Source organism: Microcystis sp. M_OC_Ca_00000000_C217Col, from assembly GCF_007095585.1.
GTDB lineage: Bacteria > Cyanobacteriota > Cyanobacteriia > Cyanobacteriales > Microcystaceae > Microcystis > Microcystis panniformis.
The window spans coordinates 1-19,728 of sequence record NZ_SFBV01000358.1 but is presented as its reverse complement, the minus strand read 5'-3'; the positions used below and the strand labels follow the sequence as shown (position 1 = coordinate 19,728).

The following is a 19,728-nucleotide window of genomic DNA, read 5'->3' as shown; positions in this document are numbered from 1 at the left end:
GATAATTATGTTTACTCGTCAATCTGGGGTTAGATTTGCTTTAGGTTTATTGATTATTTTCAATATTTTCTATTTTGTCCATCTCGCCTACTATAGCTATGTTTGGCACGATGAATCTTTGGTCTTACTGCATCTTTCTGGTAACAGACCCGAACAGTTAATTAACTATCTGTTCGATGGACAAATTAAATCTACAGAACAACTCTGGCAATTTCAAGGGGTTAATTCCGTGAAAGGTTTTCCTGATACCTTAGCCTCTCTTTATACTAGCTCGAATTACGATCTACCTCTCTATTACAGTTTCCTCTGGTTTTTGGCAAGATTATTGGGCAATTCTGATTTAGTCTTAAGAGGATTTTCGGTAATTATTTGGTTTGGTATTTTAGGGAGTTTTTACCATTTAGCTTTGACTTTATTTAAAAATAAAAACGCCGCTTTAATTGCCGCTACACTTATCTTCTTTTCCCCGCGTTTTACTGGTTATGCTCTGGGAATTTGGGAATACGGACTATATGTTTTATTTTCGATACTTTCTAGCTGGTTATTTCTCAAAGCTATTGATTCCTCGCAACCGAAAAAAGATTGGTTTTTCTATAGTTTATCCCTAATCGCTGGTTTATATACCCATGTTTTCTTTATCTTTGTTCTAGTAGTTCATAGCCTATATTTTCTGTTGCAGCTGAATTCTTTTAACTCTTTAACCAAAAAATACTATAGCATCAGCTTACTTGCTTCCCTAGGTATTTATTCAATTTGGTTAACCCGGATTTTTACCAGTCGATTTACTGTCTTTGGATGGTCAAAAGGCAGTTTACCCCTAGAGATCCTTTGGCAAAGATGGGTAAGAATGATCGCTCGTTTATTTTATAATTTTAGTTTAACCAATTCCACCATCACCCCTATTATTGAATACTGCCTAATTATCCTCGTCATCATCTCCTTTATTTATCTGGGCAAAAAAGCCGATAAAAAAGTTTTTACCCTGATTATTCTCCTGACAATTATCCCCTTTTTCTCTCTTTTAGCATGGGATCTAATCAGAGGATTTCGCTACACAGCTGTGGGCAGATTTTACTTACCAAGTTTTCTCGGTATGCTGCTGGCAGTTACCTTTTTACTAAGCAACGGATTACAGCAGCGCCAAGGCTGGGCAAAAATTCTCTTAATATTATTGCTAGTTTTCGGATTAATTGCCAAAATTCCCTATCCACCGCCAGCAACTAGATATGTGGGCTATGGTAGCAATATTCCCAACGCTTATACAATGATTAATCGCAGTCAAAAACCTCTAATTATTTCAGAACATTGGTTAGATACCTTGCCCCTTATTCATACCACTGATGCTAAGACAAAGTATTTATTTATTCAGTCGGATCTTAGAGTTTCCATCCCCTCCTTAAAAAATCAATTTACTGATATTTATCTCCTCAATCCTTCCCCCAGTCTCAGACAATATTTAGATAACCAGTCTGTACAATTATCTCCTACGGAAAATCAAGCCTTTTGGCGAATTGATTAAAAAGCCATTAACCGCTCTTGCCAAAACAGACCACAACCTGATAAACTGAATAAACCAAGACTTCAGGGAATAGAATTGGGCAGTTCACCCCTAAGAGGGATTGACTTTTACAGAGTTTTATGCTTGCTCAACTGGAGAGTCCCCGAAATCTGGTGATGAAGAGTTTTAGCCTCTTGGCTACCGGACTGACTAAGCAGACCTAACAAATTCAACTGTATGATACCGAGTCAAGACATCGGCGAGGCAGTAGATTCAGTCAGAAAAACTGACGCACAAGACTTCTCTAATTTAATGCCTAGACCTGGCTGGCAACAAGTGGCGGGTTTAGGTAGAGACTGTTTTTGGTATTGAACCCCGATTCTTTTCGTTCTTTACCGGTTTTAGTGATTGCCAATAGGGATTTTAAGCCCGTAATTGGTTGAAAATTTCTATTTATTCGCAAAAATTCCCAGTCGCTCCCTGTACTAATCCTAGAGATCGACTTCATGATCAGTAATTTTCCCCAACCAATTCTCTGGAAATCACCTTCCAGAACAATTTAGTTATTTTATGAGTAGCAATGCCTTAACCAATCGTGAACATCTAATCGAACTGTATAATCGAGGTGAACGCAACTTTGCGGAAGTCAGACTTAGCGGAGTTAATTTAAAGAGACAGTGTTTAAACCAGATTAACCTCAGTCATAGTTACTTAAAACGAGCCAATTTAGCCGAAGCTAGTTTAATTAACGCTAATTTCAAGGACGCTTCCCTCGAAGAAGTTAATTTAAGCAAAGCTTGTCTTATCGATGCTAACCTGACTAAAGCCGACCTTTCCGGGGCAAATTTGCACCAAAGTCAACTAAGCGGCGCAATTTTGAGTAATACTGTTCTGAAAAAGGCTGATTTAAGTTCTGCCTGTTTAATTCACAGTAGCTTACTTTTTGCTCAACTGTTCAAAGCGAATCTCGAAGCCGCTAATCTCACCTCAGCCACTTTAACCCATGCCATGGCGGGGAAAGCTAACCTAAAACGGGCTATTCTCACTCGTGCTATTCTTAGCTCTGCCAATCTTAGCTATGCTAACTTAAAAGAGGCTAACCTAATTCGAGCCTATCTCTATCAAGCTAATCTGGAAAACTGCCATCTTCAATACGCCGACCTCAGCTATGCCGATTTGCGCGGGGCGGATTTACGGGGGGCGGATTTACGTTATGCTAACCTCGAAGGTGCTAATCTGACGGGAGCTAACCTCAATTGTAGCGATTTTGAGGGAGCTAACTTAACTGGAGCCGATTTAAGTAAAACTGACGCTAATAAAGCCAATTTTCGCCAGGCTAACCTAACCGGTTGTAATCTGCTCGGTGCTAATTTAGCCTCCGCTAACCTTTCTGGTGCTAATCTACACCAAGCGGGATTACTCTTGAGTTATTTAGTGGGAAGCAATCTTAAACGAGCTAATCTCAAACAAGCTAACTTAATTGGGGCGATTTTAACCGAAAATAATCTTCTTTCTGCTTCCCTCGAAGAAACTATTCTTCCTAACGGTAGTCGCGGTAATCTCCTTTCCTAATATTCCTAGAAAAACCTGGTTGTAGAGACTTTTCTGCCGAGGTTTCTATAACCGTGGGGAGTGGGGAGACCACTTCGTGCGCGTTGCGGGGGGAAGATGGGAGAATAACTAGGGTCTGCTGAAAAAGTTTTTGCCGCAAACCCTATGATAGTTTCCTAAAAAAATACCTAACCAAATTTTTGGCTAGGTATCCATCAATTTACTTCCTTTGTCGAAAATGTTGCTAGATAATTTAACCAACACCAATTAATGAACCCCGGAATATAACATCGTCGCTACCCTTGGATATATCGGCTAATTGACTGATATTTTCTAACTCAATTGCAGGAACAGTTCGTTTAATTAAACCAGTTAAAACTTTACCCGGACCCACTTCGATCGCTTTTTCCGCACCCACATCTGGCAATTTTAACATAATTTCTCGCCAGCGAACCGAGCTAGTCATCTGCCAGATCAGATATTTTTTTAATTCTTCCCCGTCCTGGGTAGGATTGCTCGGATCGACATTAGAAATCACAGGAACTTTTGCAGCCCGAAAATTAACTAATTCTAAAATTTGCTGAAATTGAATGGCAGCATTTTCCATCAAGGGAGAGTGAAAAGCGCCGGATACTTTTAACTGCATAACCCGCTTAACTTTCACTTGACCTAATACCAAATCCACCGCTTCAGGAGTCCCAGAAATTACCACTTGTTCAGCACTATTATCATTAGCAATAACTACATTTTCCGTCTGATTAATCACTGTCTCTAGACTGGTGCGATCAAATTTCATTAAGGCGGCCATTTTACCACCTTCGGCCGCATCCATCAAACGGGAACGGTTTTGAACTAGATTTAATCCTGTCTCAAAATTAAACACCCTGGCCGCATACAAAGCGGAATATTCACCGAGACTATGACCAGCGACTAGATCGGGAAAATGACCTTTTTCTTGCAACAAATCCGCTAAAATACTCTCCACCACAAATAAACAAGGTTGAGTATAAAGAGTACGAGATAGGGTTTCTTCATCCCCTTGACATTTTTCCAGGACTGACCAACCGAGGATTTTTGATGCTATTTTTAATCTCTCTTGGCCAAGCGCACTTTCCGCTAAATCTCCAATCATTCCTAACGCTTGCGATCCTTGTCCCGGGAATATCCACGCTGTTTTCATAAGTTCTTAAAATAGATAGATAGATGTGTTTGGGTCAGTTATCAGTTATCAGTTATCAGTTATCAGTTATCAGTTATCAGTTATCAGTTATCAGATGTGAGTTTTTAGTTTACTGTTTACTGTTTACTGTTCACTGGTTACTGGTTACTGTTTACTGATCACTGAATTAATCTCCCCAACGGAAGATAATCCCACCCCAAGTTAAACCGGCACCAAAGCCAGAAGAAGCAATAATATCACCTTTTTTGACCTTACCACTCCTGACAGCTTCATCGAGGGCTAGAGGAATCGAGGCAGCGGAAGTGTTGCCATACTCGCTGAGATTGCTGATCACTTTTTCGGGAGGCAGTTTCAGGCGCTCGCTCACCGCGTCTATAATTCTTTGATTAGCTTGGTGCAGAACTAACCAATCGATGTCACTGGTGGTTAAATTAGCCCGATAGAGAGCTTTTTCGATGACCTCTGGCACTTTCGCCACGGCAAAACGATAGACTTCCCGTCCGTTCATCGTTAGAGGCTTATAGGTCCCTTTTTGAACCCTTACCCCCTCTTTAAGGGGCAATTCTTCCCCCTGATAGGCGAGATTGAGAGAACCATTCTGGCTGCCGTCGCTATGGAGTTCAAAACCGAGAATGTTATCTTTTGTATCATTTGCTTGACAAAGAACCGCCCCTGCCCCATCACCAAAGAGGACACAGGTAGCGCGATCGTTCCAATCCACCCAACGGGAGAGAACATCGGCCCCGATAACCAAGACATTGCGGTAAGTACCAGTACGGATAAACTGGGTGGCGGTGACTAATGCCACCAGAAAACCCGAACAGGCGGCGGTGAGATCAAAAGCGATCGCCCGATTGGCCCCGATCTGACTTTGAACTTGGGCGGCACTACCGAACAGATCATCGGGGGTAGAAGTAGCCAAGAGAATCAGATCGATGTCCCTAGGCGACACCTGAGCCATTTCTAGAGCCTTAATCGCCGCTTGGGCTGCTAATTGGCTCAAAGACACCGATTGATCCGCTAAATGGCGTTGACCGATGCCGGTACGACTTTTAATCCATTCATCGGAAGTCTCGACAATTTGGCTGAGTTCTTCATTACTAAGAAATTGCCCTGGTGTGGCCGATCCACAACCAGTAATGACGACTGCTGCCCCGAATCCGTTCAAAATATTCCCCCTTTTTCAGTTATCAGTTATCAGTTATCAGTTATCAGTTATCAGTGGGAAGTGGGTCAGTTATCAGTGGGAAGTGGGTCAGTTATCAGTGGGAAGTGGGTCAGTTATCAGTGGGAAGAATAAATAAAAATAGTCTCCTGTCTCGGAGTCTCCCGACCGCTTCAAGATGGTTCACAGCTTAATCTTCACTGTTCACCGACAACTTTTTTAATTGATGATGGTGGTCATTGTAGGCTTGAATGCGCTCAGAAACGCGATTATCGACGGCATTTTTCGCCTGTCGGATGGCGTTAAAAATCGAAGGCGCTTGGGAACTGCCGTGACTGATCACACAGACCCCATCGACTCCAAATAACAGCGCACCGCCGTGTTCCGCGTGATCCATGCGTTGTTTAATCTGTTTAAGATTGGGTTTAATTAAAGCCGTCCCGACTTTACCCTGTATCCCCCTAGGTAATTCCTCTTTGAGAATTTGTAGGATAACTCCTCCCACCGCTTCGGCAAATTTTAACAGGACATTACCGACAAAACCATCGCAGACAATCACATCAAATTGTCCCGATAGCACATCCCGGCCCTCAGCATTGCCGATAAAGGGAATTTGCTGGTTATTTTCCAATAATTCGTAGGTTTTTAGGGCGAGATCGTTACCTTTGCTAGGTTCTTCACCGATATTGAGTAAACCGACTTTCGGATCTTCAACCCCCATAACGTATTTACTGTAAATTGTTCCCATTAGGGCAAACTGCTCTAAATATTTGGGTTTACAGTCCACATTCGCCCCGACATCGAGGATAATCACCGATTTACCCGCCAACATCGTCGGCAGCACTGCACCGATCGCCGGGCGATCGATTCCTTTTAAACGACCTAAACGCAGTAACGCCGCCGCCATGGCTGCCCCGGAGTGACCGGCGGCCACCACCGCATCGGCGCGATTTTGTTTGACTAAATCCATGGCCACATTAATCGAGGCCGCTGGTTTGCGACGGATAGCGGTGATCGGCTCTTCGTCCATGGCCACCACTTCCTCCGCGTGGACGATCGTGAGATTCTTGGGACGGGGATGATGCTGGAAATAAGCCTCAATCCGTTCAGAATCGCCGACTAATAATACTTCTACATCTAATTCTTCGGAAGCTCGCATCGATCCCGCGATAATCTCGTTGGGAGCGTAGTCACCTCCCATCGCATCTACCGCGATTCTTGCCCGATTTAATGCCGTTTCTGCCATTGAGTCAGTGGGATAGAAATCTTTAATAAGTTGAGCGGCAGCTCTTGACAAAAGCTGGCCGATCGAGGATTAGTGTTTTCTGATCGAGCAATTGTTAAAAATTACCAATCATTTCTATACAATAAGGCATCATTGCGATTAAGGAAAAGATGTTCTCAGTTTTTAATTTGGCAGTTTTCGGCTTTCTCTTGGGTTGGCTGGGGGGGCAATCCCAACCGATCGCCAATATTCCCCTAATTTCTTGGCAAAATCAGCCTATTTTTGACCTTCCCACCGCTCCCGATCCCCGGGTGGCGGCGATCGTGGCCGATTATCTGCAAGAGTTGACGAAAAAAGGTTTAAACTCTAGTCAACAACGGGTGTTAATTGAGACGGAATGGGCTTATTTAGCTGATCATCAGGGTAATCTGCCCGCTTCGGGGGCTTCTTTAACTAAAATCGCCACTACTCTCGCCGCCGTGGAAACCTGGCCCCTCGATCATCGTTTTGCTACTCGTTTTTACAGCACGGGAGAGGTAAAAAACGGGGTGTTAGAGGGAGATTTAATTATTGAAGGGGAAGGGGATCCGCTTTTTGTCTGGGAAGAAGCGATCGCAGTGGGCAATGGCCTCGATCAATTAGGCATCCGTCAGGTCAAAGGCGATCTGATCATTACCGGTCAATTCGCCATGAATTTTCAAACCGATCCCCTCAAAGCGGGAGAATTGCTGAAAATTGGGCTTAATCAATCGAAATGGTCAAAAGAAACCCAAAAAGCTTTTCAGAGCCTTCCTAGCGGCACAAAAGCCCCACAGGTGAAGATTTTGGGCATGGTTCGAGCCAGTCAAATTCGCCCCGAAAATGCCCGATTATTGTTGCGTCATCAGTCCTTGACTTTAACGGAACTGTTGCGTCAGATGAATATTTATAGTAATAACGTCATGTCAGAAATGTTAGCCGAACTGCTCGGTGGTCCGGCGGCAGTGGACGCAATTAATACTAAAATTACTGGGGTAGGAGCGGAGGAAATTCAATTAATTAATGGTTCGGGATTGGGGGTAGAAAATCGCTTGTCTCCCCGGGCAGTTATTGAGATTCTTCAAGCATTGGATCGCAAATTAGCCAATCAACCGATCAAAGTCGCCGATTTATTTCCGGTGGGGGGACGCGACACCAAAGGAACTATGCAGTGGCGGGCCATTCCTAAAGGAGTGATGATTAAAACTGGAACTTTAGCCCAAGTTAGTGCCTTAGCTGGAGAAATTCCCACCCAAGAAAGGGGTAAAGTTTGGTTTGTGATTATGAATGCTGGTAGTAGCAATATCGAGGGATTCAGAAATCAGCAGGATCGGGTGTTACAAGCTTTAGATCAACACTGGCAAATTCTCCCAGAAGCGACTAAAGGATCGATTCCTGCAAGGGCCTTTCTAGGTGATCCCAGTCGAATAAGTCAAGGTTTCTAAGGGATTGATATCAACTTGACAATCAAATTTAGTTGGGTGGTGAGGAAATTTAGGAAGGTTTTATATTCGCTTTTGTCGATAAACTGACTACTTTTCTGCCATTTTCTCCTTGTCTTTGCTGCCAATCGGTAAACATCGCATCTCAATCATAGTGACAAAATTTTGCCAGTTTTTCCTGAAATTGATTAAAGGATGTGTGGTTAAACGAGGTGCATCTCACATTTGCAGAAATACCGACAATCAGCAATTATCAGTCACTCTGTGTGATAATTTTGGCTTATGGAATCCTGAAGTGCTTATTGGGCAAAACTTTTAGGACTATTTTGCGGAATAAACTATCAGTATAGACCTAGTTTCCACACAGAAACCAGAAGAGCCAAATAATTACAAATGTATCAGCAGCTGCGTGTAAGCATCCCACCAAAAAACTAATGCGCTCCGGGGTTTGGGGGCGGCGCCACGCCCCCAACGGGGGGTTTGGGGGGTAGAACCCCCCAAAGGCTTGGATTGAGTGGTAAAATCGGAAGTGATCACCAATTTTAGAAGATAGTTTCCCTTTAAAAATCCCAACTCAGTAGATTTACAAAAATGAGATGTACCCGGTTAAACGCATCCAGAAATTTTTAGGGATAAAAACACATTTGCGGTAAACCAAGGGATTCTTCCCAACCCATCATGAGATTGAGACATTGTACCGCTTGTCCCGATTGTCCCTTAACTAAATTATCGATCGCTGACATCACTATCACTCGATCGGTTCTCGGATCCACTTCAATACCGAGATAACATAAATTAGTACCACAGGCCCATTTAGTTTGTGGATAGACTCCCCCCGGTAAGATTTTGACAAAGGGAGAAGTGCGATAAAAAGCATTGTAGATAGTGATTAAATCATCCCGCACCAGATTGGGATCCCGCAAAGTTGCATAGACTGTGGACAGGATACCCCGAACCATGGGCATTAAATGGGGGGTGAACTGGACGCGCACCTCATGACCGGCTAAATCGCTGCAAATCTGCTCAATTTCGGGAGTATGACGGTGTTTTCCCGCTACATTATAGGCCCCAATCGAACTGTCTGCTTCTGCCAATAACATATTAATCTTAGCTTGTCTTCCCCCTCCCGAAGTTCCCGATTTGGCATCAATAATCGTGGTTTCCGGGAGAATTAAACCCTGTTTTAACAGGGGAGAAATCGCCATTAAACTAGCAGTAGGATAACATCCGGGGCAACCGATCAAAGAGGCATTTTTAATCTCTTCCCGATAAAGTTCCGGCAAACCGTACACAGCCGTAGATGCGATCGCTTGATCCTGACGTTCCTTGCCATACCATTTACTATAGGTTTCTAGGCTAGTAAAACGATAATCTGCCGACAGATCCAAAACTTTACACCCTTTAGCGAGCAAAGGAGGGGCTAAATCACAGGCTAAACCATTGGGTAAACCCAAGAAAACCACTTGACAACGGGAGGCAATTATCTCTAAATCGATCGCCTCCACATTAAGATTAATGCTATGACCGAGATGGGGATATAAATCACTGTAGGGTTTTCCGGCGCTACTATCGCCCCCCAGATAGGCTAATTCTACGAAGGGATGTTCTTTGAGCAAACGTACCAACTGTACGCCACCATATCCGGAAGCGCCGACAATACCCACTGAAACCTTCTGTTCTTGCGTCATTTCCCTTATTCCTAAAAATTCTTATCGTTAATATAACGCTTTAGTATGGCTGAATTTTAGCCTAACCGGCAGGATTTAAATCAAAAAACTTCCTTTAAAAACCTAGTATCTCGGCCGGGTTGTCCATAAACCGTCAATTTCTTTTGATCAATAGGCAGTTATCTTAATGATGAGGTACAAGGTTTTCCTTTTATGATGCCAAATTAAGTTAAACTTCATCCTTAGGAGAAAGGCTGTAATTCAATCCCCCATATTTAAAATTTTGAGCGCACCGTAAATTCATAATCTCCTCCCGGTTCTAATTGATAATCGTAGCGTTCTAAAAACCGATTCAAGGGTTCAAAAATCAAAGCCCTACCTAGGGAAGGTTGTACTAATAACTTGCCTTGAAGAAAATGCCACTGAAAACGCCATTGATATTGTTCCGTCCGCACTTCTCCCTCTAATTTCCCCGTTTGCCAAGATTGCTTAATTATCCGCACATAAGCCGTGCTTTCTGGTCGATTGCCGCCACTCACCTGAACCCTACCTATAGATTAAATATCAAACATTAAGATAGCGAATTAATCCTTGTTTGTCATTACTTGAGCTAATTTTCTCGACGCTATTCCGGGGAAGTGACCTCATTAACCTTAGAAACCAAGACATTTAATTGAAAAGGTCGCCCCATTTCCTTGGTAATGAATTCTTGCAACAATTCTACCTGTCTGGGGGTAATGCTTTCGGCGGTTCTTACGACTAATCTCACCTGGGGAGGTTGATTGAGCCAATTAATCGAAGACTCCAATAATTCTGTCCGTTGAAAAGTAACTGTTCGTTGTAATAAAGCTTTTTTGATCAGCCTTTCTAAGCGAGCTTGATTAGCCAGAGTTGCAAAACTTATTCCTAAGGGAATTAGCAGCACTGCTGTCAGGATAGAAGTCAAAATTAGAGCGTTACGCGCCCGATGAAAACTAGAATAACCTGCCAGTAAAAAGACCAACAAACAGGCGAGAGCAATGCCTAATAAATTGGTAATATATAACAGAGTGGCTCCCAAACTTAGGATCCAATTGCCTTGGGATAATCCTAAACCAATCGTGCAAACTGGCGGCATTAAAGCCACGGCAATCGCTGTTCCCGCTAAAGTACCTGAAATTTTCGGTTCTATTTTGGCATAACCACTGATTGCTCCCGCGGTAACTGCCACTCCTAAATCTAAAAGATTCGGTTGAGAACGGGCTTGAATTTCACTACCAAATTCAGAAATTCCGATCAATAATCCTAGAAACCAAGCTATCGCTAAAGCGATAATCGTACCGACTAAAATCGCCAATGCTGACTTACGAATTAATCGCCAACTGCCAATTAAACCACCAAAAGCCAGACTACGAATCGGCAACATCAAAGGGGCAATAATCATCGCTCCAATAATCACGGCTGCACTATTGGCAACTAAACCAAAGGTAGCGATCGCACAAGAACTAACAATCAAAGCTAGATAGGGAAAATCGAGGGACGCTTCTAACCATAAATCGCGCCACATGGCCCGCGATTGTTGCCAGGTCAAGGGTTTTCTTGAGAACCACGAGTAAGGCCGTTCTTTTCTGGTCATGGGACTTAGGAAGATTAACTTTTCTTTTACTTATAGCTTTTTTTGTCTAATCAATGTATATTTGTATCATTTTCTTTAACTAATCTTACCGTTTTTTTCTTCGCCTCGATCGATGAAACCTCATGACCAATTTGCTAAAAACTATCTGGAAGAATTATTATCGCCCCTAGGCCGGGTAGAAATTAGCAAAGAAATTACCGACGAAACCCGACAAATTGATCTATTTTTTTCGCCTCATCCAGATCGGCAGATAACTGTCGATAATCTAGGATTATTAGGTCAAATTGCCCTAAATAGCGCTCTCCTAGAACCCTATCGTAATTCTCCCACTCGTGCCGATGTGCGTAATTGTCTCTCGAAATTAACCGCCGTTTTTGCTGAACTACAGCGACAAGCCAAACGAGAAAATAGCCCCTACAATGAGGAAAATTTGCCCCGTTTATGGATTCTTGCTCCTCTGGTTAGTGAGACTATATTAAACGGTTTTGGGGCGGCCTTAGACCGGAATTGGCCCGAAGGGGTCTATTTCTTGCCTCCTTTACAGCGCACGGCTATTATTGTGATCAATCAACTTCCTGTTAATTTTCACACCCTCTGGTTAAGGTTATTGGGTAAGGGCAAAACTCAGAATCAAGCCGTGCGAGAGTTGCTAGAATTACCAATAGGGAACAACTACCGTCAAAATGTCATAGAACTATTACTTAGTTGGCGGGTGAGCGTGGAAATACAAAATATTTTAGAAGAAGAGGATCGAGAGGTGTTTATGACGTTATCGCAAACTTATCTGGAATGGAAAGAAGGAGTGAGACGACAAGCTAGAGAAGAAGCTCTTGAAGAAGGTCGTCAAGCTAGAGAAGAAGCTCTTGAAGAAGGTCGTCAAGCAGGTCTTCAAGCAGGTCTTCAAGCAGGTCTTCAAGAGGCGCGTCGGGGGATGATCGAAAATTTACTACAAGTGCGCTTTGGAAAGTTAGATGATTCTTTTAATCCCGTGATTGAGGGATTGTTATCCTTATCCCCCAGCGAATCTAGCCGTTTATTAATCGAATCCACCCGCGAGGAGCTATTTGAGCGTTTTCACGATATAACCCCCCAGTAGATGGGAGCGCCAGAGCAGTAACCAGTCAACAGTCAACAGTCAACAGTCAACAATGAAATATGATTGGCCGCTCACTGATGACTGGTTACTGATCACTGATCACTGAATTTACCGTTTAGCGGCAACAATGGCAAAAACGGTGGTATGGGGATCATCTTTTAAAGTCACCCCTTCCGGCATTTTTAAATCACCCACGAGCAGGGATTGCCCCACACCGATCCCCGACACATCAAATTCGATCACTTCTGGGATATTATCAGCAATACAGGAGACATTAACTTCGTTAACGAACTGTTCGATTAAACCGCCCTGTTTGGTTCCGATCGCTTCTCCAATGGCCTTAATGGGAACAACGATATCGAGCTTACCGTGGGCAGATACCGAGAAGAAACTGAGGTGATAGAGATTTCTTTTCCAGGGATGAGATTGTACCTCTTGGATCAAAGCTTTTCCCGTCCAGGGCATTTCGGGAACATTCACATCCACCAGGGTATTATTTACCGAAGCCTTTTTAAGCAGGGTTAAGGCCGCTTTTTCTCCCACCACCAGAGAAACCGATTCCGTGCCGTTGTGGCCATAGAGAACCGCCGGGATCAAACCCTGACGACGTAGGGCCCTGGGGTTAATATTCTCCGGTCTTTTTTGACATTCAACGCTAACTTGCATAGTTGACTAATCCTCTTTAGCAATGATTTAAAATTCGTGATTATCCCAAGGTGAGCCATTTTCGTCCAAAAGAGCGCGTTTTGGTCCGTGAATGGGGTCTTCAACGATAATAGTTTGGTCGCGACTAGCTCCTAGGGAGATAATAGCGATCGGTACTTCCATGATCGCCCCCAGGAATTTTAGATAATCGAGGGCCTGTTTGGGCAGGTCTTCCAGACTGCGACAATCGCTGGTGGGTTGTTGCCACCCCGGCATCGTTCGATAAATAGGTTGACAACGGGCGAATTCCACCGCACTACTGGGTAAATGGCGACAGGTTTTGCCGTCCAATTGGTAGGCAACACAGACTTTGATTTCCTCTAGGGTATCGAGAACATCTAATTTGGTGATCGCTAGACAGTCTAAACCATTGATTCGCACCGCGTAACGACCGATCACCGCATCAAACCAACCGCAGCGACGACGACGGCCGGTGGTAGTCCCGAATTCCGCCCCACGATCGCATAATAACTGCTCGATCTCCCCCTCTAATTCCGTGGGAAATGGACCTTCACCTACCCTAGTGGTGTAAGCTTTGGCCACACCGATCACTCGATCGATTACCGTTGGACCAATGCCAGAACCGACACAAGCACCCCCGGCGATCGGATTGGAGGAGGTAACGTAGGGATAGGTTCCGTGATCGAGGTCGAGTAGGGTGCCTTGGGCCCCTTCAAAAAGAATATTCTTACGCTTGCGGATTGCTTCGTAGATTTTTAGGGAACTATCGACCACATGGGGACGCAGTTTCTCGGCATATTCTAGATATTCCTCGATCACCGTCTTCGGATCTAAAGGCGGTAAGTTATATAACTTTTCTAAAATGACGTTTTTATAATTGATCGTCCATTCTAGTTTTTGCCGCAGATTCTCGGTATTGATCAAGTCGATGACTCGAATACCGATGCGCTCGGACTTGTCGGCATAGGTGGGGCCGATACCCCTTCCCGTGGTGCCGATTTTATATTTACCCCGTTTTTCCTCGGATGCTTGATCGAGCAGCCGATGATAGGGCATAGTGACATGAGCCGTTTGCGAGATATAGAGATTGTCGGTGGTAACATTGAGGGCGTGTAATTGCGCCATCTCTTTGAGTAACACCGAGGGATCTATGACTGTTCCTGAGCCGATTATACATTCCGTATCCGGGTAGAGAATCCCAGAGGGAATTAGATGGAGTTTGAACGTTTGACCCTCGACGACGACGGTATGACCCGCATTTACGCCACCTTGAGAACGCACCACCACATCCGCCGATCGACTCAGCAGATCCGTGATTTTTCCTTTTCCTTCGTCGCCCCACTGAGCGCCGATTACAATAACGTTAGCCAAGGTATTTTAGTCTAGCTAAAGTTCACACAAACTCCTATTATCCCTCTTGGCGAATACAACTGTCAAGTTATCTCTCTTAGCTAATTGTGGGGAGAAGGCGAGGGGAAAACTCGCCTATTTTCAGGGTTTATTGACCTTCCCGACTGATTTGACGCTCGATAGTTTCGATAGCGGCATTTAATCCCGCTAGACGGGTTTCGAGGTCGTCGCGCATCCATTTGAGGAATGTTAATTTACGCTCTTGACATTCTTGACGGGAAGTGCTGCCACAAGTGTTAAAGAAGAAGGGAAACATAGACTAAGGGGCCTGCTATAACTCTACGTCTCCTATCTTGACGAAAATTTTCAAAAAAGTCTAACCGTTAAGTCGCCATAATAACCACAGACCTAACCCAAAACCGAAAAAGTTAGGCAGCCAGGCAGCTAGGAAGGGGGAGAGGGTGGCGGTTAGTCCCAAGCTGCCCACTAAGAAGTTTAAAAGATAATAGAGGAAAACAATGGCGACACTGAGACCGAAACTGGTTCCCCGACTAATTCTTTGCGGTAGAGAACCCAAGGCACAGCCAATGGTAGCAAAGACGATACAGACAAAGGGAAAGGCGATTTTTTGCTGGATTCGCACTTGAAAAAACCTGACTCTTTTCTCATCGCCACTGAGTTTGAGCAGTTGCACATATTCGATCGCCTGTGGTATGTTCATCTCGTAGGGATCGCGGCTTTGACGAGCAAAATCGAAAGCGGAGCGAGATAAAGCGATTTTTTCGGTTTTAAAGGGGATAACTTGGCTATAGGAGGCGTTAGGGGGGGTTAATTCATAGATAATGCCGTTAAAAAAGTCCCAGACGTTATCGACGGCATTCCAACGGGCCGAATCGGCGATAATAATTTGATTTAATTCTTGTTTTAGCCAACGGATAACGGTGACGGTTTTCATCTTTTCCCCGTCAAATTGTTCGGCATAAAATAAACTTCTTAAATTGCGATTAATCGTACCATTTTCTAGGGTTTTTATTTCATAATCGGGATAGTAAAAGTCTTTATTTTTCCAAAAGTTTGCTTCTTTATTAATTTTCTGTACTAAAATTTCTGTAGCTCGATAATTAGCATTAGGAACCACATATTCGTTTAATAAAAATGTCACCACTGTAACTATTAAACTCAGGCAAAAAGTCGGTATAAAAAGACGGTAAAGAGTGACTCCACAGCTTTGCAGGGCAACGGTTTCGCTATCACTACTTAAACGTCCGTAGGTGATTAAAGTGGCCAGCAAAAGAGAAACTGGCAGGGAATAAGTGACAAATTCTGGCACTTTTAACAGGAGAATTTCTAGGGCCGAGGCAAGGGGTAGATTAGCATCAACTACCTGATTAGCCAAATCGGAAAGATTGCTGATCGCTACTCCCAAAGAGGCAAATAAACCAACACTAAATAAAAATGGGGGTAGTAGTTGGCTGATCAGATAGCGATCAATGAGGGCAATACCTCCATTTACCCAGTAAGAAATCTTTTTCTTAATCATTGATTTTGGTTAACTCACTCCTCTTTCATCCCATTTCCTAACCCGCAGCCGTCTTGCCTATACCTTCGGTTAGCCTATCATATTTTGTCTTTGACGAAAAACACCGCCAGAAGTTGTATGATTGCGGGGAGAGTGGACAGAAGTAAGGATTTGGGTAAGTGTAGATAATTTTTCTGTTCCTATTCCCCGATCATCCCTAGGTGAATTATGCTGCTAAACTGGCAAACTTTTACTATTCATAAACGAGTACCTTTAACGATTAGTCGCGGCACTACCAGTAAAAATACTAATATTTGGCTGCAAATTAGCGAGGAAAATATCGAAGGGTGGGGAGAGGCATCCCCTTTTGATATTACCAGCGAGGAGAAAAAAACCGATAAAATTCTGCAAGAATTAAACTCGATCGCTCCTCTTTTACAATCTTTTCACCCCTGTCAACGCCAAGAAATTGAGAAAATTTTATGGCAAAATCAGATATCTTCGGCTACTCGTGCCGCTATTGACACGGCGCTGCACGACTGGTTAGGCAAAAAAGCTAATTTACCTCTCTGGCAAATTTTTGGACTCGATCGCTCTTTAATTCCGCCAGTTTCTGTTACTATCGGTTTAAATTCTCCAGAAAATGTGGGGAAGAGGGTGTTAGATTGGCTAGAAATCGGCGATTTTAGCTTATTAAAGGTCAAATTAGGCTCACCGGACGGTATAGAAGCCGATCGAGCTATAATTCTGGCTATTAAAGAAATTGTCCCCCATTTGCCCCTAACTGTCGATGCTAATGGTGGTTGGAAATTGAGCGATGCGGTGAAAATGTGCCAATGGTTAGAGGAAAAAGGCGTTATTTATGTGGAACAACCCCTATCCGTGGGACAAGAACGAGATTTAATTGATTTATACCAAAAATCGCCCCTACCTATCTTCGTCGATGAAAGCTGTTTTTCTAGTCAAGATATCCCGAAACTGGCCGATCGAGTCCACGGCATTAATATTAAACTAATGAAAGCTGGTGGATTAGCCGAAGTACAGAGAATGATTCATATTGCCCAAGCTTGCCGACTGCAAATTATGTTCGGATGTTACTCTGATAGCAGTTTAGCCAATACTGCCCTAGCACATCTTGGCCCGCTTGTCAACTATCTTGACCTAGATAGTCATTTAAATTTACGCGATGATCCCTTCACGGGATTAAGCTTAGAAAAGGGACGTTTACAACCAAATAATTCACCCGGTTTGGGTGTTAGTTTACGGACAGAAGATGACTAATTATTTGACTCCTGACAAGAAAGTAGCGATTCTTCTCCACGAAGGAATCAAAGGAACTCGCGGCAAAACTGGGTTAAGTTATCTGCGTTACGGAAAAGCGCAGGTAGTGGCGATTATTGACGCAGAAAGCGCCGGCAGCGCCTTAAAAGAAGTGGCCGGAATCGATCGCCCCTTGCCGATTGTTGCTACTGTTAGGGAAGCTCTAACCTATCATCCCGATACCCTGTTAATTGGCATCGCACCCTCAGGAGGCATTTTACCACCCCATTGGCTAGAAGAAATCAAAGAGGGGGTAAGGGCAGGGTTATCCCTCGTTAATGGACTCCATACACCCCTAAAACCCCTTTTTTCTCAGCTTAAACCGGATCAATGGATTTGGGATATCCGTCTGGAACCCCAAGACTTAAAAATTGGGCAAGCGCGGGCGAAAAATTTAACCTGTCAGCGTATTCTAACGGTAGGCACGGATATGAGTGTGGGCAAAATGTCCACTAGCATCGAATTACATCGAGTTGCCCAAGAAAAAGGGCTAAAATCGCAATTTTTAGCCACTGGACAGGGGGGAATTATGATCGCGGGGAAAGGTGTACCCTTGGATGCGGTGCGCGTCGATTATGCTGCTGGTGCGATCGAGGCTTTGGTGTTAGAATCAGCAGAAAATAACGATATTCTGTTTATTGAGGGTCAAGGCTCGCTATTACACCCTGGATCCACCGCTACCTTGCCCTTAATGCGTGGCAGTCAACCAACGGGGTTAATTCTCGTCCATCGCGCTGGACAAATTCATATCAAAGATTTACCCGATATTCTCATCCCTCCCCTAACGGAAGTGATTAAACTCTGCGAAATGACTGCCAGCGCTGGGGGAAGTTTCGGGGAGGTGAAGGTAAAAGGGATTAGTTTAAATACTTTTCATCTTAGTCCGGAGGCGGCAGTTAAAGCTATAGAAACTGTGCAGGAGGAAACGGGGTTATTTTGTACCGATGTTGTCCGTTTTGGCGGTCAAGGGTTATTATCAGTGATCAGTAATCAGTAATCAGTGATTAATTCAATCATAGTCAATGGTGGTGGGTTACTGGACTAGGTAATAGGTGTAGGGGTAATTCATGAATTACCCCTACAATAACGTTTGTCTGGATGTTGTCAAATTTTCTCTTGACAAAGGCGACTTGACAGGATACTATATTCATAATGGAAAATCCGTGCGCCTACGAACCCTATTTTCCAATGGTCTTAACTATGATTAGTTCATTCAATCAATCTTCATCTCTAATCCACTCTTAACTAGGTTCCTAGTCATAGTTCATCATTCAATCATTCCAATCACTGTCGATGGTGGTGCGTTACTGGACTAGGTAATAGGTGTAGGGGTAATTCATGAATTACCCCTACAATAACGTTTGTCTGGATGTTGTCAAATTTTCTCTTGACAAAGGCGACTTGACAGGATATTATATTCATAATGGAAAATCCGTGCGCCTACAGACCCTCTTTTCCAACGGTCTTAACTATGATTGATTTATTCAATCAATCTTCATCTCTAATCCACTCTTAACTAGGTTCCTAATCACAGTTCATCATTCCAATCACTGTCAATGGTGGTGGGTTACTGGACTAGGTAATAGGTGTAGGGGTAATTAATGGAAAATCCGTGCGCCTACAGACCCTCTTTTCCAATGGTCTTAACTATGATTAGTTCATTCAATCAATCTTCATCTCTAATCCACTCTTAACTAGCTCCCTAGTCATAGTTCATCAGATGATTACATCAACCACTGTCGATGGTGGTGGGTTACTGGACTAGGTAATAGAATGGAAAATCCGTGCGCCTACAGACCCTCTTTTCCAATGGTCTTAACTATGATTAGTTCATTCAATCAATCTTCATCTCTAATCCACTCTTAACTAGCTCCCTAGTCATAGTTCATCATTCAACATTCCAATCACAGTTAAGACTGTTTTCAGGGATGAGGGGGTTTTGGTTTCAACATCTCCACCACCTCATCGGGAAACCGTTGTCTTAATTCTGCTTCGGGTAATTGGGATAACATCCTCAGATAATTCCGATAAACGGTTTGGGTATTGGGATGATTTTCCCCTAATCTTTCCCTGAAAATATTAATCGCTTCTAGATAGCGAGGTTCTGCTTCTGTGTATCTGCCTTGGGATTCGTACAATCCTGCTAAATTGTTGAGGGAAAGTGCCACATCGGGATGATTGTCTCCTAAGAGTCGTTTTCTCAAATCTAAAGCTTCTAGATAGAGAGGTTCTGCTTCTGTGTACCTGCCTTGGGAATAGTACAATCCTGCTAAATTGTTGAGGGAAAGTGGCACATCGGGATGATTGTCTCCTAAGAGTCGTTTTTTCAATTCTAATGCTTCTAGATAGCGAGGTTCCGCTTCTGTGTACCTGCCTTGAGAATAGTACAATAGTGCTAAATTGTTGAGGGAAAGTG

Annotated in this window: 21 protein-coding genes; 10 read left to right on the top strand and 11 right to left on the bottom strand. The window is 43.5% G+C overall.

All coding sequences use genetic code 11. The annotated features are described in order from the left end of the window. Nucleotides 1-7 precede the first annotated feature (7 nt). Complete coding sequence (locus tag EWV66_RS23230) at nt 8-1,519, top strand: glycosyltransferase family 39 protein (RefSeq protein ID WP_052277403.1); 1,512 nt, start codon at nt 8-10, stop codon at nt 1,517-1,519. Nucleotides 1,520-2,068: 549 nt separating this feature from the next. Beyond that, entirely contained in the window at nt 2,069-3,070 is a 1,002-nt protein-coding gene (locus EWV66_RS23225) for a pentapeptide repeat-containing protein (RefSeq protein WP_052277402.1), read from the top strand. A 232-nt stretch (nt 3,071-3,302) separates the two neighbouring features. Here EWV66_RS23225 and fabD read toward each other — a convergent pair whose 3' ends face one another. Then, entirely contained in the window at nt 3,303-4,229 is a 927-nt protein-coding gene (gene fabD, locus EWV66_RS23220; RefSeq protein WP_052277401.1) for an ACP S-malonyltransferase, read from the bottom strand. A 23-nt stretch (nt 4,230-4,252) separates the two neighbouring features. Between fabD and EWV66_RS23215 the strand changes: the two genes are divergently transcribed. Beyond that, the gene (locus EWV66_RS23215) at nt 4,253-4,387 is read left to right on the top strand and encodes a hypothetical protein (RefSeq protein ID WP_284525854.1); all 135 of its coding nucleotides are present in this window, start codon (nt 4,253-4,255) and stop codon (nt 4,385-4,387) included. A gap of 8 nt (nt 4,388-4,395) precedes the next feature. On the opposite strand, the gene EWV66_RS23210 is transcribed toward EWV66_RS23215, so the two are convergent. Then, nucleotides 4,396-5,397 (bottom strand): beta-ketoacyl-ACP synthase 3, encoded by a 1,002-nt coding sequence (locus EWV66_RS23210; protein WP_052277400.1) that lies wholly within the window; start codon nt 5,395-5,397, stop codon nt 4,396-4,398. Here EWV66_RS23210 and EWV66_RS23205 point away from each other — a divergent pair. Further along, on the top strand, nt 5,369-5,533 hold the full coding sequence (locus tag EWV66_RS23205; RefSeq protein ID WP_249264882.1) for a hypothetical protein: 165 nt from the start codon (nt 5,369-5,371) through the stop codon (nt 5,531-5,533). The two genes, EWV66_RS23210 and EWV66_RS23205, sit on opposite strands and share 29 nt — an antisense overlap. Nucleotides 5,534-5,584: 51 nt before the next feature. Here the strand turns inward: EWV66_RS23205 and plsX are convergent, their stop codons facing one another. Next, nucleotides 5,585-6,640: a phosphate acyltransferase PlsX gene (gene plsX, locus EWV66_RS23200; protein WP_004268976.1), complete on the bottom strand. Its 1,056-nt coding sequence runs from the start codon at nt 6,638-6,640 to the stop codon at nt 5,585-5,587. Between the two features lie 149 nt (nt 6,641-6,789). On the opposite strand from plsX, the gene EWV66_RS23195 reads away from it, so the two are divergent. Next, the gene (locus EWV66_RS23195) at nt 6,790-8,082 is read left to right on the top strand and encodes a D-alanyl-D-alanine carboxypeptidase (protein WP_052277399.1); all 1,293 of its coding nucleotides are present in this window, start codon (nt 6,790-6,792) and stop codon (nt 8,080-8,082) included. A gap of 623 nt (nt 8,083-8,705) precedes the next feature. On the opposite strand, the gene argC is transcribed toward EWV66_RS23195, so the two are convergent. The 3 genes from argC to EWV66_RS23180 form a co-directional block, all read right to left on the bottom strand. Beyond that, complete coding sequence (argC, locus tag EWV66_RS23190; protein WP_052277397.1) at nt 8,706-9,767, bottom strand: N-acetyl-gamma-glutamyl-phosphate reductase; 1,062 nt, start codon at nt 9,765-9,767, stop codon at nt 8,706-8,708. Between the two features lie 254 nt (nt 9,768-10,021). Then, nucleotides 10,022-10,285, bottom strand: a complete 264-nt coding sequence (locus EWV66_RS23185) for a DUF3146 family protein (RefSeq protein ID WP_002733391.1) — start codon at nt 10,283-10,285, stop codon at nt 10,022-10,024. Between the two features lie 86 nt (nt 10,286-10,371). After that, nucleotides 10,372-11,361 (bottom strand): DUF389 domain-containing protein, encoded by a 990-nt coding sequence (locus tag EWV66_RS23180; RefSeq protein ID WP_052277396.1) that lies wholly within the window; start codon nt 11,359-11,361, stop codon nt 10,372-10,374. 112 nt (nt 11,362-11,473) lie between these two features. Between EWV66_RS23180 and EWV66_RS23175 the strand changes: the two genes are divergently transcribed. Next, nucleotides 11,474-12,457 (top strand): FliH/SctL family protein, encoded by a 984-nt coding sequence (locus EWV66_RS23175; protein WP_052277395.1) that lies wholly within the window; start codon nt 11,474-11,476, stop codon nt 12,455-12,457. Between the two features lie 108 nt (nt 12,458-12,565). On the opposite strand, the gene EWV66_RS23170 is transcribed toward EWV66_RS23175, so the two are convergent. The 4 genes from EWV66_RS23170 to EWV66_RS23155 all read right to left on the bottom strand — a co-directional run bounded on the left by EWV66_RS23170 (nt 12,566) and on the right by EWV66_RS23155 (nt 16,013). Beyond that, a complete protein-coding gene (locus EWV66_RS23170) occupies nt 12,566-13,123 on the bottom strand; it encodes a 50S ribosomal protein L25/general stress protein Ctc (protein ID WP_002781534.1) in 558 nt (185 codons plus the stop codon). Between the two features lie 27 nt (nt 13,124-13,150). Then, nucleotides 13,151-14,494 (bottom strand): adenylosuccinate synthase, encoded by a 1,344-nt coding sequence (locus tag EWV66_RS23165; protein WP_052277394.1) that lies wholly within the window; start codon nt 14,492-14,494, stop codon nt 13,151-13,153. Between the two features lie 127 nt (nt 14,495-14,621). Beyond that, nucleotides 14,622-14,789: a hypothetical protein gene (locus EWV66_RS23160; RefSeq protein ID WP_002759244.1), complete on the bottom strand. Its 168-nt coding sequence runs from the start codon at nt 14,787-14,789 to the stop codon at nt 14,622-14,624. A gap of 60 nt (nt 14,790-14,849) precedes the next feature. Then, the gene (locus EWV66_RS23155; protein ID WP_287108445.1) at nt 14,850-16,013 is read right to left on the bottom strand and encodes an LptF/LptG family permease; all 1,164 of its coding nucleotides are present in this window, start codon (nt 16,011-16,013) and stop codon (nt 14,850-14,852) included. 207 nt (nt 16,014-16,220) lie between these two features. On the opposite strand from EWV66_RS23155, the gene EWV66_RS23150 reads away from it, so the two are divergent. From EWV66_RS23150 to EWV66_RS23135, 4 genes are all read left to right on the top strand, one after another. After that, nucleotides 16,221-17,273, top strand: coding sequence for a dipeptide epimerase (locus tag EWV66_RS23150; protein ID WP_287108443.1), 1,053 nt, complete (start codon nt 16,221-16,223; stop codon nt 17,271-17,273). Further along, nucleotides 17,266-18,309: an N-acetyltransferase DgcN family protein gene (locus EWV66_RS23145; protein ID WP_287108441.1), complete on the top strand. Its 1,044-nt coding sequence runs from the start codon at nt 17,266-17,268 to the stop codon at nt 18,307-18,309. The genes EWV66_RS23150 and EWV66_RS23145 overlap by 8 nt, the downstream gene beginning before the upstream one ends. 70 nt (nt 18,310-18,379) lie before the next feature. Then, the gene (locus tag EWV66_RS23140; RefSeq protein WP_186814298.1) at nt 18,380-18,520 is read left to right on the top strand and encodes a hypothetical protein; all 141 of its coding nucleotides are present in this window, start codon (nt 18,380-18,382) and stop codon (nt 18,518-18,520) included. Between the two features lie 130 nt (nt 18,521-18,650). Next, entirely contained in the window at nt 18,651-18,791 is a 141-nt protein-coding gene (locus EWV66_RS23135; RefSeq protein ID WP_190358149.1) for a hypothetical protein, read from the top strand. 443 nt (nt 18,792-19,234) lie between these two features. Here the strand turns inward: EWV66_RS23135 and EWV66_RS23130 are convergent. Continuing rightward, nucleotides 19,235-19,728, bottom strand: a 494-nt coding sequence (locus EWV66_RS23130) for a tetratricopeptide repeat protein (protein ID WP_287108437.1), incomplete at its 5' end; no start/stop codon positions are given.

Excerpts from the sequence above, each read along its gene's own strand:
- EWV66_RS23230 (WP_052277403.1), top strand. The coding sequence starts at position 8 with ATGTTTACTCGTCAATCTGGGGTTAGATTTGCTTTAGGTTTATTGATT.
- EWV66_RS23225 (WP_052277402.1), top strand. The coding sequence starts at position 2,069 with ATGAGTAGCAATGCCTTAACCAATCGTGAACATCTAATCGAACTGTAT.
- fabD (WP_052277401.1), bottom strand. The coding sequence starts at position 4,229 with ATGAAAACAGCGTGGATATTCCCGGGACAAGGATCGCAAGCGTTAGGA.
- EWV66_RS23215 (WP_284525854.1), top strand. The coding sequence starts at position 4,253 with ATGTGTTTGGGTCAGTTATCAGTTATCAGTTATCAGTTATCAGTTATC.
- EWV66_RS23205 (WP_249264882.1), top strand. The coding sequence starts at position 5,369 with ATGACGACTGCTGCCCCGAATCCGTTCAAAATATTCCCCCTTTTTCAG.
- plsX (WP_004268976.1), bottom strand. The coding sequence starts at position 6,640 with ATGGCAGAAACGGCATTAAATCGGGCAAGAATCGCGGTAGATGCGATG.
- EWV66_RS23195 (WP_052277399.1), top strand. The coding sequence starts at position 6,790 with ATGTTCTCAGTTTTTAATTTGGCAGTTTTCGGCTTTCTCTTGGGTTGG.
- argC (WP_052277397.1), bottom strand. The coding sequence starts at position 9,767 with ATGACGCAAGAACAGAAGGTTTCAGTGGGTATTGTCGGCGCTTCCGGA.
- EWV66_RS23180 (WP_052277396.1), bottom strand. The coding sequence starts at position 11,361 with ATGACCAGAAAAGAACGGCCTTACTCGTGGTTCTCAAGAAAACCCTTG.
- EWV66_RS23175 (WP_052277395.1), top strand. The coding sequence starts at position 11,474 with ATGAAACCTCATGACCAATTTGCTAAAAACTATCTGGAAGAATTATTA.
- EWV66_RS23170 (WP_002781534.1), bottom strand. The coding sequence starts at position 13,123 with ATGCAAGTTAGCGTTGAATGTCAAAAAAGACCGGAGAATATTAACCCC.
- EWV66_RS23160 (WP_002759244.1), bottom strand. The coding sequence starts at position 14,789 with ATGTTTCCCTTCTTCTTTAACACTTGTGGCAGCACTTCCCGTCAAGAA.
- EWV66_RS23155 (WP_287108445.1), bottom strand. The coding sequence starts at position 16,013 with ATGATTAAGAAAAAGATTTCTTACTGGGTAAATGGAGGTATTGCCCTC.
- EWV66_RS23150 (WP_287108443.1), top strand. The coding sequence starts at position 16,221 with ATGCTGCTAAACTGGCAAACTTTTACTATTCATAAACGAGTACCTTTA.
- EWV66_RS23145 (WP_287108441.1), top strand. The coding sequence starts at position 17,266 with ATGACTAATTATTTGACTCCTGACAAGAAAGTAGCGATTCTTCTCCAC.
- EWV66_RS23140 (WP_186814298.1), top strand. The coding sequence starts at position 18,380 with ATGAATTACCCCTACAATAACGTTTGTCTGGATGTTGTCAAATTTTCT.
- EWV66_RS23135 (WP_190358149.1), top strand. The coding sequence starts at position 18,651 with ATGAATTACCCCTACAATAACGTTTGTCTGGATGTTGTCAAATTTTCT.